The following is a 12,603-nucleotide window of genomic DNA, read 5'->3' as shown; positions in this document are numbered from 1 at the left end:
CGCACTCGCAGCCCGCATCGGCGAATGCCGGCGGCGTGGCACCGATGCGGTGCGCGAAGGCATCGCCTGGCCGCGATGCATGACCCGCATACCTCGCATCTGGGACACTTGCGTGCCTGGTTCTGCGAGAGTGCCCGATGTCCCTGTCTTCCGAGTTGCGCCCACGCGTTGGCTGCGGTGCCTTCATCCAGCGCCGCGATGGCCGCTTGCTGCTGGTGTTGCGCGGACGCGCGCCCGAGCAGGGGCATTGGGGCCTGCCTGGCGGCAAGGTGGACTGGATGGAGACGGTGGAGGCCACCGTGGTGCGCGAGGTGCTGGAAGAAACCGGCCTGCAGGTGCATCCGCACTGCGTACTGTGCGTGGTCAGCCATTTCGAACCGGACATGGACCCGCCGCAGCACTGGGTGGCGCCGGTGTATGTGGCCCGCATCGAAGGCAGCGAACAGGCGCAGCTGCGCGAGCCGCACGTCCTGCACGACATCGGCTGGTTCCCACTGGACGCGCTGCCCACGCCGCTGACCCGCTCGGCGTTGCAGGCGGTGCAACAGCTGCAGGCCGAGCGCGGCGTGGCCGGCTGACAGGCCAGCGGTGGCGCCAGGCGTGGTCACCGCATCGCGTCGGTGCCCGGCGCACCTTGCGCGCCCGACCTCGATCCCCAGCACGCGTATCGACGCGCTGCCGGTCGCCGGTGATCGGCGCCTTGCGGCAGCACATGGATTTTGCCGCGCCGCTCGGCTAACGTCGCACTGCCGCGGCCAGGGGAGCTGGCCTGCGGATGGTGAACCACACGTGTCGACTCACCCGGCCGGGACGCCGATGACGGCTGAGCGCCCGGTCACGCATCAAGGAACGAAGAATGGAATCGCTCTATCCGCAAAGGCCGGCCGTGGTGCCGGAACGGCTGACCGCGCCCAGCAGCAAATACCGTCGGCATGCGTGGCTGGCCATGCTGGGGCTGGGCGGTTTCATTGCCGTGTATCTGGGCCTGCTGGGCTGGTTCGGCTGGACCGCCTACCGCTTGGCATCCGGGTTGGTGCAGGGCTCGGGCGGCGATCAGGCGGTGTGGCTCTGGCTGGTCGCGATCGGTGCGGCGTTCCTGGCGGTGTTCATGACCAAGGCGCTGATCTTCAACAAGCGCGCCGAACGCGATACCCGCGCGCTGGAGCTCAGCCCGGCCGAGCAACCGGAGTTGTTCGCCTTCCTGCATCGGTTGGCCGACGAGGCCGGCGCACCGCGTCCGCACAAGGTCTACCTGTCGGCGCAGGTCAACGCCGGAGTGTTCTACGACCTGTCGCTGCTCAATCTGTTGCTGCCCTCGCGCAAGAACCTGGATATCGGTCTGGGCCTGGTCAATGTGCTCAACCTGGGCGAACTGAAGGCAGTGCTGGCGCACGAGTTCGGCCACTTCGCCCAACGCACCATGGCGGTCGGCCGCTGGGTCTACATCGCCCAGCAGATCGCCGCGCATATCGTCGGCAAGCGCGATGCGCTGGACAAGCTGCTGGCGACGCTGTCGCGGATCGACCTGCGCGTGGCGTGGATCGGCTGGGGCCTGTCGTTGATCGTGTGGTCGATCCGCTCGCTGGTGGAAATCGCCTTCCGCGGCGTGGTGCTGGCGCAGCGTGCGCTCTCGCGCGAGATGGAATACCAGGCCGACCTGGTGGCCGCCTCGCTCACCGGCAGCGATGCGCTGGTGCATGCGCTGCACAAGCTGGAAGCGGCGGACGATGCCTGGCAGCGCGCAGTGCGTTTTGCCGGGCGCGAGTTTGCGCAGGAGCGCCCGGTCAAGGACCTGTTCGCGATCCAGTCGCGCATCATCGAACACATGCGCGTGGTGTTGAACGACCCCGCCCATGGCGCCACGCCCAGCGTCCCGGCGCAGGCCGCACAGGCGCACCGCCTGTTCCAGCACGACATCGCGCAAGCCTCGCAGATGTGGGCCACCCACCCGCCCAGCGCCGCACGCGAAGAGAACCTCAAGCGCCACTACATCGCCTGCCCGATCGATGCGCGCCCGGCGATGGCGCTGTTGCGCAACGCGCAGGCGCTGCGCGAGCAGGTCTGCCGCCGGCTGCTCACCGGCGAGGTGAGCGGCTTCGTCGACACCGCCGTCTCGCTGGCGGCCCTGGAGCGCGACTTTGCGGCGCTTGCCCTGTCGCGCCGCTACCAGGGCCTGTACCTGGGCCGCTCCTGCACGCGCAATGCCCGCACCCTGGCCGAGCTGTACGCCGACCCGTTGCCCGATGGCGATCTGCTGCAGGCGCTCGATGGCCTGTACCTGCCCGCCGATGGCCAGGCCATCGAGCAGCTGCGCGAGCGCGAACGCCAGCGCGCCAGCTTGCAGGGCCTGATGGACGGCGGACTGCGCGCCACCGGCGGGGTGTTGACCTGGAAGGGCACCAACCTGTCGCGTGCGCAGCTGCCGGCGGTGATCGCCGAGCTCGATGACGAATTGCAGGTGCTGCGCGCCCGCGTCAGCGACCATGACCGCCGCTGCCGCAGCGTGCATCTGGCCGCCGCCAACCGCCTGGCTGGTGGCTGGCCGGCGCTGCTGCGCGGCTATCTGGCGGTGCTGCACTACACCGACCACGCCATCGCCGACCTGGACGATGCGTATCTGCTGCACCTGCAGACCTTCCACGCGGTGATTGCCGATGGCCGCGTCTCAGCCAAGGAACTGCGCCAGCTGGTGGCGGCCTGCAACCAGGTGCAACGCGCCCTGCGCCACGTGTATGCACAGGCGCCCACGCTGCGCTTGAATGCGCCGCTGTCGGCAGCCCTGGGGCAGGAGCGCTGGGAGCAGTGCCTGCCGGAGTTCCGTCTGGCCGAGGCCGACGAGCACAACATCGATTCCTGGATGAAGGTCGCCAAGGGCTGGGTGCAGGTCACCATGGAGGCCCTGGAGGCCCTGCGCGATGCCAGCCTGGAGCAGCTGCTGCAGGCTGAAGATGCGGTGGCGCAACGCTTGCGCAGTGGCGAGCACACGCCCACCAACGACACCCCGGCCGCCGCACCCGGCGACTACCCGGTGCGCCTGCCGGGCGATGCGCGGCAGCGCAATCTCAAGCAGAACCTGTGGCAGCGGTTTCTGGCCGCAGACGGGCTGTTTCCGTCTGTGGCGCGCGTGGCGGTCGCAGCCTCGATCGTGGCCGGCGTGCTGTGGGCCGGTGGCAGCGTGGGCCTGGCCGAGGTGGTGGCCTACAACGGCCTGCAGCAGACGGTGACGGTCAGCATCGACGACCAGAGCGCCTCGCTGCCGGCCAACAGCCGCCATGTGTTCCAGCTGGCCGAGCAGGCCAGCCACCACATCAGCACGCGCACCCTCGAGGGTACCGAGATCGAACGCTTCGATGCGCCCGGCGGCGGGCACGGTGGCCAGTTCGCCTACAACGTGGCCGGTGCGGCACTGTTGGTGAACTGGCGCGCCAGCTACGGCTCGGCCGCCGAGGACCGCACGCGCCGGCTGGGCAATGCGCGCTGGGAGCGCACCACCGCCGATGCGGTCTTCGATGCGCCGCCGGCACAGGTCAGCGACAAGGGCAGCCAGTACCGCGAGGTACTCACCGCCGTGGCCGACCGGCCGCCGTACCAGCTGCTGGGCGAACTCACCCCGGCGCAGGACCTGGCGATGATGCAGGCGCATGCACGCTGGGACGATGCGCAGTCGCCCTATCTGGAGCAATGGATACAGCAGTTGTACGCCGCCGCGCCGCAGACACTGCCGGCGATCGTGGCCGAGCGGTTGCAGCGCAATCGGCAGGACGTGGTGGCCTTGCGTGCGCAGCAGGACATCGCCACACCCGAGCAGCGCGCGCAGGTGTGCGCGCAGCAGACCGCGCTGGCCGCCGCGCATCCGGCTGTCTCCGGACTGCAGTACGCGGCCATCCGCTGCGCCCCCGATACGGCCGCGCGCGACCAGGCGTTTCTCAGCGCCCAGCAGCGCTGGCCGAAGGATCCCTGGTTGCAGCGCGCTGCGGCGAGCGTGCACGCCGAACGGCAGAACTTGCCCGAGGCACAGGCGCTGTACGAACAGGCTGCACAGTCTCCGGCCATGGCCGACCAAGTGGTGTCGATGCTGGCGCGTCTGCAACGCTACCGTGGCCAGGCGCCCGATCTTGCGGCGTTGGCGCAACGCTCGCCGTCGCTGGCGTCCGCGTTGGCGCTGGAAACCGGCAAGGACACCGAAGGCACGCCGTACCAGAGCTACCACGCGCTGGCCGGCGGGCAACTGGATGCCGCGGTGACCGACGCGGCGCCCAACCCGGACGTGCAGGCGCGGATCGTGCGCCTGGCAGCCGCCTCGCAGGGCGCCAGCGCAGCGCTGCTGCAACAGGCGCGCGCGCTCGATGCCACCGCCGGGCTGGACATGTTCACCGCGCCCACTGCCTGGGCGCTGGCGGCTCGCCAGGGCTGGCCGGTGGAGCCGTTGCGCGAGGCCACCGTGCGCGCCACCGGCGAAGATGCGGCCGGCATCACGCGCTTCTTCGCCGCCGTGCAGGCCGGTGCCGACCAGCAGCACGCCGATGCGGCCCTGACCGGCGTCAGCCTGGTCGGGCGCGGACTGGCGTATGCGATGGCGGCGGTGTTGCTGGGCGAGCGCTGCCCGCAGGCATGGCGCGAGGGTGCCAAGCAGTTGCTGTTCGGTAGCGAACGGCCGTATCTGGGCTGAGAACAGCCAACACCACCACTGTGCAGCCGCCGCGCGGGCGCGGCGGTGCTCGGAATTGGCGCATGGCCCTCTTAGATGCCGGTTCCGGGCGCTCCGTCCACATCCACCTGGCCGATGCGCGAGGTCCTGTTCGCCGCCCTGAGGCGCGCGCCCGGCGGCCTGCTGCCGAGATGCGGTGGGCCAGTGACTTCGACCAGACCGATGCTGGCATCGTGCTGCCGCCATCGCCGAACGACATGCACCAACAGCTGCCAGACCAGATGGCCTTGGCGCACGGCTACCGGTACGGGCGCGCTGTTGGCGATGCGCCGGCCATCGCGATGCGTGCGTTGCGCCAGCTGGTCGCCGGCGGCAGCGCTGGTGTGCGCCGCGTGCAATGGGGCACTGCGCCGCCGGCACCGCGCTGCCGCGGGCACATGGCCTTCTCGCCGTCCTCGCTAGGCTGTCGGCCGTTTTTGCCGTGAGCCGCAGATGCCCTCTTCCGAGCTTCGTGCCTTTGTCATCCGTGTGATCGTGGTGCTGGCCCTGGTGGGCTGCGCATGGTTGCTGTGGACCCTCTCGGACCTGCTGCTGATGGTGTTCGGCGCAATCGTGGTGGCGGTGCTGCTGCGCGCGCTGACCAGCTGGGTGACACGCCATACGCGCCTGTCCGACGGTTGGGCGCTGGCGGTGGTGGTGGTCGTACTCGCGCTGGGGTTCACCGCCTTGTTGTGGCTGTTCGGCTCGCAGCTCGCCTCGGAGGTGGGCGCGTTGCAGCGCACCTTGCCGCAGGCATGGACGCGGCTGCACGACTGGATCGCGGCCGGGCCGCTGGGACCTGCGCTGGATGAGTTGGCCCGGCAGGCGCCGGCACGCGTGTCCAACCTGGCGCCACGCGCCGGTGCATTTGCGCTGGGTCTCACCGGCAGCGTGGCCAACCTGTTCCTGGTGCTGGCCGGCGCGGTGTACCTGGCCGCGCAGCCGCAGCTGTACCGGCGCGGCGTACTGCTGTTGCTGCCGGCGCATGTGCGGGCCACCACCGACGACGCCTTGCAGGCCAGTGGCACCGCCCTACGGCTGTGGTTGCGCGGCCAGCTGCTGGCCATGGCGGTGGTGGGCGTGCTCACCGGCCTGGGGCTGTGGGCGCTGGGCATCCCCGGAGCGCTGGCGCTCGGCATCGTCGCCGGCCTGCTGGACTTGGTGCCGATCGTTGGCCCGATCGTGGCGGCGATTCCCGCGATCCTGCTGGGCTTCACCGTGAGTCCGCAGATGGCGTTGGCCACGGCGGCCCTGTTCGTGGTGGTGCAGCAGATCGAAGGCAATGTGTTGATCCCGCTGATCCAGCAACGCACCGTGGACCTGCCGCCGGTACTGATGCTGTTCTCCTTGTTCGGCATCGGCAGCCTGCTCGGCCCGGCCGGCGTGTTGCTGGCTGCGCCGCTGACGGTGGTGGGATTTGTGCTGGTCAAACGCCTGTACGTGCAGGAGGCGCTGGACACGCCCACCTCGATTCCGGGGCAAAAACAGCCGTAACGGCTGTGCCCGCGGATACGACACACATGCCGCGGATCGACCCGCAATCCTTGCATCGACCGAAAGCCGGCAAGCGTTGCGCATGATCAATGCACGTGCTTGGCTTGGCCATCGCGCGCTAACGCCACGCTGACACCGGCTAGGCGCAACGCTTACATCTTCTCGCCTAGGTTTGATGTCGACGCGGTGCAACACGTGCCGTGCCGACATCGATCAGGAGAACATCGGATGAGTCTGCAAATTCCTCAGGGTGCCTTGGTAGTGGTCGCCGACGGCGGCGAAGCGCGCTGGTTCACCAACACCGGCAACGAAGCCAAGCTGGTCCTGCGCCAGCATGCGCGTACCGACGTGCAAAACGTCGACGACGAAGGCCCGGCCGGCAAGGCACCGCGCGATCTCACCGAGACAGACCTGGAGGAGATGACCTTTGCCAAGCAATTGTCGCAGGCTCTGAACGATGGTGCCCTGAAGAACGAATACACACACCTGGTGCTGGTCGCCGACCCCACCACCCTGGGCCGCGTGCGCCCCTTGCTGCACAAGCAAACCCAGCAGCGCCTGGTGGGCGATCTGGCCAAGGACCTGACCAATCTGCCCTTGGAAGACATCCAGCGCGCGTTGTCCTGAGGCGGCTTCGTCGATCGTTGCAGAAAGGGCGGGCGCGGTTGCCTGGACGAGGCAACAGTTGACGCACGTCTGTTTTTTCCGCGACGTGCCGTGCCTGCCTGATGACCGCGGGTGCGGGCTACGCCACGCAGAGATGCGTGGCGTAGTGAATCGCAGGAAGACGCGTCATATGTCCTGCCCATGCAGCCGCGGTTGGACTGCGCATCGAAGGTGTCGATATCCGTGCCTGAGCCCATGCCAGGCACGCAAACATGGCAGGCTGTCTGCATCAATCACGCACAGCCACGGAGACAGTGCCGATGGGGTTCGTTCGTCAATACGCCACGCAGGCACCGGAACGCAGCGCCGTCGACGCGCAGCCTGGGCTGCAGATACTGGAATTCGGCACCGACTGGTGCGGGCACTGCATTGCCGCCCAGCCGCTGCTGCAGAAACTGCTGGGCGCTTACGATGCGGTGGACTACCGCAAGGTCGAAGACGGAAAAGGCCGGCCGTTGGGACGGTCTTTCCGGGTCAAGCTGTGGCCAACGGTGATCCTGTTGCGCGATGGGGAAGAAGTCGCACGCGCCGTGCGCCCGCAGACGCGCGAGGATCTGCAGGACCTGTTGACGGCACTGGATACGCAGTGACATCGCGTTGCACGTAAGCCTTCTCAACACGGGCAATGATCTTGCCCTGGGCAAGTGAGGTTGACGTGTCGTATGGCGTGCAATGCGCGGTGCATGTGGTCGAACGCGACGCATCGCAGCCGACAACCGACTGCGCAGCCGCCAGATGGATGCTGCCGGTGTTTGGCAGCGACAGCGCCACGCACGCAGTTCGGCGCTGAGCGCCTCGTCCACGTGTATCCGACCACCGTCCGTTACGTTCTGTAAGCCGCTTTACGCGGCCATGAGATCGATCCCGACTGCCGAAATCCCTGGAAATCGTGCATTTCGTGCGGCGCCGGGCATCGACAGTATCCCGTGTACATCGCGGATCCAGGCGCATCGCCCATACTTATCTGCCGACCGTTCGGCATGTTCTTTCAGCCGCTCCACGCGAAGGGGTGAGACCCCATTGCGCTGCGGAAATCCCTGCAAATCGAGCGTTTTTCACGGTCGCGCCTGCAGCGATCGGCGCGCTGGTGTACCATGTCGCGCTGATCAAGCCCTTGGGTGTACGCCCATCCCATTGGTCATCTGTCCCGCAGCGCCGCTGAGTTGACGCGGCCGTCCGGGAATGCCTCCGGCTGTTGCAATGCATGTGCCGATGCCGTGCATGCGATTGGCCGTGTCCTGTGCGTTGCCAGGACGAGCAGGTAGCGGTGGCCGTTTCCGGAGATTGCACATGCACGACACGCGCGCGATTCGATCGCATTTTGGCTGGTTCAAACGCCGCCGCCAGCTGCAACTGGACGAGGTCACCGTGGTGGATCGCGGCATGCTGCGCCGCGCCGTTGGCGCGGCAGCGCTGGGCAACGCGATGGAGTGGTTCGATTTTGGCGTCTACGGCTATCTGGCGGTGACGCTGGGCCAGGTGTTCTTTCCGGCCAGCAATCCCACCGCGCAGCTGATCGCCACCTTTGCCACCTTTACCGTGGCGTTCCTGGTGCGGCCCATCGGCGGCATGGTGTTCGGTCCGCTGGGCGATCGCTACGGACGTCAGAAAGTGCTGGCGGCCACGATGATCCTGATGGCGTTGGGTACCTTCAGCATCGGGCTGATTCCGTCCTATGACAGCATCGGCCTGTGGGCCCCGGCATTGCTGCTGATCGCGCGACTGGTGCAAGGCTTTTCTACCGGCGGCGAATACGGGGGCGCGGCGACCTTCATCGCCGAATACGCCACCGACCGCAATCGCGGCCTGATGGGCAGCTGGCTGGAGTTCGGCACTTTGGGCGGCTACATCGCCGGCGCCGCCACCGTGACGGCATTGCACATGAGCGTGACCCCTGAGCAGATGCTGGACTGGGGCTGGCGCGTGCCGTTCCTGATCGCCGGCCCGCTCGGCCTGCTGGGCCTGTACATGCGCATGAAACTGGAAGAAACCCCGGCGTTTCGCGCCTATACCGAGCAATCGGAGCAGCGCGAACGCGAGACCGCCGGCCAGGGCCTGATGACGCTGCTGCGCCTGCACTGGCCGCAGCTGCTCAAGTGCGTGGGTCTGGTGCTGGTGTTCAACGTCACCGACTACATGCTGCTGACCTACATGCCCAGCTACCTCAGCGTCACCATGGGCTATGCCGAGAGCAAGGGCTTGCTGCTGATCATCCTGGTGATGCTGGTGATGATGCCGCTCAATATCGTCGGCGGCCTGTTCAGCGACAGGCTGGGCCGCCGCCCGATGATCATCGGCGCCTGTGTTGCGCTGATTGCGCTGGCGATTCCGTGCCTGTTGCTGATCGGCAGCGGCCACGATGGGTTGATCTTCGCCGGGCTGATGCTGCTGGGCCTGGCGCTGGTGTGCTTCACCAGCTCGATGCCGTCCACGCTGCCGGCGCTGTTCTACACCCCGGTGCGCTACAGCGCCCTGTCGATCGCCTTCAACGTCTCGGTGTCGTTGTTCGGCGGCACCACGCCGCTGGTCACCGCCTGGCTGGTGGAACGCACCGGCGACCCGCTGGTGCCGGCGTATTACCTGATGGGGGCGGCGGCGATCGGCCTGGTGACGATGCTGTTCGTGCGCGAAACCGCCGGCCTGCCGCTGCGCGGCTCGCCGCCGGCCGTGGCCAGCGACGCCGAAGCGCGTGCGTTGTTGCAGACCGACAGCCCGGTGACGGTGGATGCGCAGCTGCCGCTGACCCACCAGCCGTCGGTGGGCCAGCCGCGCACCGCCTAAGAGGGGCTGAGCAAACGACTGCGCTCACCACCAGGCGGGCGCGGCCGGTGCCCGGTGCGGCATGTACCACGCGTACGCTGTGGTACATGCGCGCCGACCTGATGATCCCTCGCTACGTTGTGGTAGCCGCTCCTGGCCTGGCGCCGGCGCTCAGCGCAGCGCCGGATCGCGGGTATCGGGCATGTCCGGATACGGCATGCCCTTCCCGGTTTCGACATGACGCTTGAGGCTGCTGCCCAGGAAGAACTGCCAGCCCTGGCGGCAGACCTCCAGGCATGGCGACTCGCGGTAGCCGGACTGTACGAATTCCACGCGCGTGCCTTCGCCAGTGGAGATCAGGTCGAAACGCATCACCGTGCCCTCCCAGGCGCTGGTGTCGAGCATGTTGGAACGCTCGCAGCGCCAGCACACCAGCCGATGGTCGGCGCCGGCATCGATGCGCAGTTCCACGTGCCAGCCGTGCCCGCTCCAGTCCAGGCAGACGCGGCCATCGACCTGGCGCACCTCGCGCGTCCACCAACGCGCCAGTTGCGCCGGCTCGGACAGCGCGGCAGAGACCACCTCCGGTGCGGCGGCGATCACGACGCTATGGCGGATCTCGTGCTTCATGTCGAGGGCATTGGCTGCGTAGATGCCGATGATGGCGCATTTTGCCTGCCAATTGCAGCCTTGCGCGATGGTCGGGCGCGGCGCTTGTGTAGCGCTCACATGGCGCTGGGTACCATTGGCACGGTCCTTCGATGAGCAGAGCAGGCATGACGACGCTTCCGATACCGGTGATGGACGCTGCCGCGCAGCGCGACCTGGCCACCGCCCATGCCTTGCTGGAAAACCCCGGCGTGGCGGCCCAGTTGGCCAATGCGCTGGGCGCGCCGATCGAGAGCCTGATCAGCAAGCGGCTGCCCAGGCTGGTGACCCGCAGCATCGATGCCGCCACCCGCCGCGCCCTGCAAGTGGCGATGAAGTCCGCGCTGCTGAGCCTGCGTGGCAAGACCGATGCGCTGCAGCCGGCCTCAACCACCGGCCATACGCTGGCGGTTGCGGTGGCCGGTGGCGCCGGCGGCTTCTTCGGCCTGCCCGGCTTGATGGTGGAGCTGCCGCTGACCACCACGGTGATGCTGCGCTCGATCGCCGATATCGCCCGCGCCGAAGGCGAATCGCTGCAGGACCCGGAAACCGCGCTGGCCTGCCTGGAAGTGCTGGCGCACGGTGGTCGCAGCGCGGTCGACGATGGTGCCGAATCGGGCTACTTCGCGGTGCGCGCGGCAATGGCGCAACAGCTCAGTGCGGCCGCTCGCCATGTCGCCGCGCACGGCTTCGCCAGCAAGGGCGCACCGGCGCTGGTCTCGCTGGTGTCGCGCATCGCCGCCAAGTTCTCGGTCAATGTGGGGGAGAAGCTCGCCGTGCAGGCCGTGCCGCTGGTGGGCGCGGTGAGCGGCGCCACGCTCAATACGGTGTTCATGCGCCATTTCCAGGCGATGGCACGCGGCCACTTCATCGTGCGCCGGCTGGAGCGCCAGTTCGGCACCGATGCGGTGCGCCGGGCGTATGAGGCGCTGCCTGCGCCGCGCTGAGAGCTAACGTATCGGGTCGATCAGCCGCACCTCGACTGATCGACCCGATCACTAACGTATGCAAGCTGTCGTCAGGCCCCAGTCAAATAGGTTGCGCCGTACACAGGGCGCGTGCGGTGGCGGATCCAATGAATTGGTTATTGGCGTCGCTCACCATCACCGTAGCGTTGATGAAGGTGTTGCCCCGCGGACGGTAGAAAGAACAGTCGGAACTATTTGTGCAGTTCCTAGGGAAGATGGCACCGGCCGTGTTGCTGAAACTCCATGCATATTTGAATGGTTGCGGAGACCCGGGACTATCTACCCCTGCCCAGCAATAATCACTGCCTGTGCAATCAAGCAGCACGGTTGATGCCTGTGCGTTAGCGCTTGGCGCGTACATCAGGCTGGCAGCAGCCAACAAGATACTCGTGGTGCAAAAAGCAACGGCCTTGTTCATGCACATGTCCTCGTGAGTAGGTCCCCCGAGCGAGATAGTGCATCGTTGGCGCATCAAGAGATGGGATGGAGATCCATATTCCATATGCTTATTACCAAAGACGTTCTGATCGGCAATCTGGTCACTTGACCTCGCCTGGCGTGTCGCCAGGCATAATCGAGAACGCAAAAGGCATTCCAGTACGATGACCAAGCCCTTCTCACCGGCCTCCGCACGCAACCGCGATCCAATCCTTGCGGTATTGCAGCGGCACTTCGCCGATCGCCACCACGTGCTGGAGATCGGCGCGGGTACCGGCCAGCACGCCGTGCATTTCGCTGCCGCGATGCCGTGGCTGCAGTGGCAGGCCAGCGACCACGCCGATCAGTTGCCGGGCATGCGGCAATGGCTGGACGAGGCGGCCTTGCCGAATACGCCACCGCCGGTGTCGCTGCAGGCGGTGCTGACGCCTGCGCCCGGCCTGGCGCCGCCACCGCCAGTGCCGGTGCTGGCCGACGGGCAACGGGGTTACGACGCGGTCTACAGCGCCAACACCCTGCACATCATGGGTTGGCCGCAGGTGCAGGCGCTGTTTGCCGGGTTGCCGGCGGTGATGGCGCCAGCGGCGGTGCTGGCGATCTATGGGCCGTTCAATCGCGATGGCCGTTTCACCAGCGACAGCAACCGGGCCTTCGATGCGATGTTGCGCGAGCGCGACCCCGCATCGGGCATCCGCGACGCCGAAGCGGTGGATGCGCTGGCGGCATCGGTCGGATTACGCCTGATTGAGGATGTGGCGTTGCCGGCCAACAATCAGTGCCGGGTGTGGCGGCGCGGGTAGGCCCACCGCGACGCAAGAAACCGCGTGGCCGCGCCACAACAGACTGACGCAGATGCCTTCTTTCACCGGGATAGGCCGCTGTGCAGCGGCGGATGAGGGGGGCGGCGAAGCCTGGTGTCGGTGGGTGTCACAAGGGCGACGT

The 12,603-nt window shown here is 67.5% G+C and carries 11 protein-coding genes; 9 read left to right on the top strand and 2 right to left on the bottom strand.

Features of this window, described 5'->3' with window-relative positions:
• Positions 1-137: 137 nt before the first annotated feature.
• From ACCQ05_RS21360 to proP, 7 genes are all read left to right on the top strand, one after another.
• Positions 138-578 (top strand): NUDIX domain-containing protein, encoded by a 441-nt coding sequence (locus ACCQ05_RS21360; protein WP_372392435.1) that lies wholly within the window; start codon positions 138-140, stop codon positions 576-578.
• Between the two features lie 368 nt (positions 579-946).
• Entirely contained in the window at positions 947-4,669 is a 3,723-nt protein-coding gene (locus tag ACCQ05_RS21355) for a M48 family metalloprotease (RefSeq protein WP_372394219.1), read from the top strand.
• Positions 4,670-4,839: 170 nt separating this feature from the next.
• On the top strand, positions 4,840-5,133 hold the full coding sequence (locus ACCQ05_RS21350; RefSeq protein WP_372392434.1) for a hypothetical protein: 294 nt from the start codon (positions 4,840-4,842) through the stop codon (positions 5,131-5,133).
• A gap of 7 nt (positions 5,134-5,140) precedes the next feature.
• Positions 5,141-6,181 carry an AI-2E family transporter gene (locus ACCQ05_RS21345; protein ID WP_372392433.1) on the top strand — a complete coding sequence of 347 codons (1,041 nt, stop codon included), beginning with the start codon at positions 5,141-5,143 and terminating at the stop codon, positions 6,179-6,181.
• Positions 6,182-6,409: 228 nt separating this feature from the next.
• Positions 6,410-6,808: a host attachment family protein gene (locus tag ACCQ05_RS21340; RefSeq protein WP_104541359.1), complete on the top strand. Its 399-nt coding sequence runs from the start codon at positions 6,410-6,412 to the stop codon at positions 6,806-6,808.
• A gap of 299 nt (positions 6,809-7,107) precedes the next feature.
• A complete protein-coding gene (locus ACCQ05_RS21335) occupies positions 7,108-7,437 on the top strand; it encodes a thioredoxin family protein (RefSeq protein ID WP_228962521.1) in 330 nt (109 codons plus the stop codon).
• A gap of 700 nt (positions 7,438-8,137) precedes the next feature.
• Positions 8,138-9,628 carry a glycine betaine/L-proline transporter ProP gene (gene proP, locus ACCQ05_RS21330; protein ID WP_228962520.1) on the top strand — a complete coding sequence of 497 codons (1,491 nt, stop codon included), beginning with the start codon at positions 8,138-8,140 and terminating at the stop codon, positions 9,626-9,628.
• A 150-nt stretch (positions 9,629-9,778) separates the two neighbouring features.
• On the opposite strand, the gene ACCQ05_RS21325 is transcribed toward proP, so the two are convergent.
• A complete protein-coding gene (locus ACCQ05_RS21325; protein WP_372394217.1) occupies positions 9,779-10,237 on the bottom strand; it encodes an SRPBCC family protein in 459 nt (152 codons plus the stop codon).
• A 170-nt stretch (positions 10,238-10,407) separates the two neighbouring features.
• Between ACCQ05_RS21325 and ACCQ05_RS21320 the strand changes: the two genes are divergently transcribed.
• Positions 10,408-11,202, top strand: a complete 795-nt coding sequence (locus ACCQ05_RS21320; RefSeq protein WP_372394215.1) for an EcsC family protein — start codon at positions 10,408-10,410, stop codon at positions 11,200-11,202.
• Between the two features lie 82 nt (positions 11,203-11,284).
• Here ACCQ05_RS21320 and ACCQ05_RS21315 read toward each other — a convergent pair whose 3' ends face one another.
• Positions 11,285-11,641, bottom strand: coding sequence for a hypothetical protein (locus ACCQ05_RS21315; RefSeq protein WP_372392432.1), 357 nt, complete (start codon positions 11,639-11,641; stop codon positions 11,285-11,287).
• Positions 11,642-11,825: 184 nt separating this feature from the next.
• On the opposite strand from ACCQ05_RS21315, the gene ACCQ05_RS21310 reads away from it, so the two are divergent.
• Positions 11,826-12,461, top strand: coding sequence for a DUF938 domain-containing protein (locus tag ACCQ05_RS21310; protein ID WP_372392430.1), 636 nt, complete (start codon positions 11,826-11,828; stop codon positions 12,459-12,461).
• Positions 12,462-12,603: the final 142 nt, after the last annotated feature.

The organism is Xanthomonas sp. NCPPB 3582 (genome assembly GCF_041475735.2).
Lineage (GTDB): Bacteria > Pseudomonadota > Gammaproteobacteria > Xanthomonadales > Xanthomonadaceae > Xanthomonas > Xanthomonas codiaei.
The sequence above is the reverse complement of the archived record's forward strand: the minus strand, read 5'-3'. Positions and strand labels throughout refer to the sequence as shown.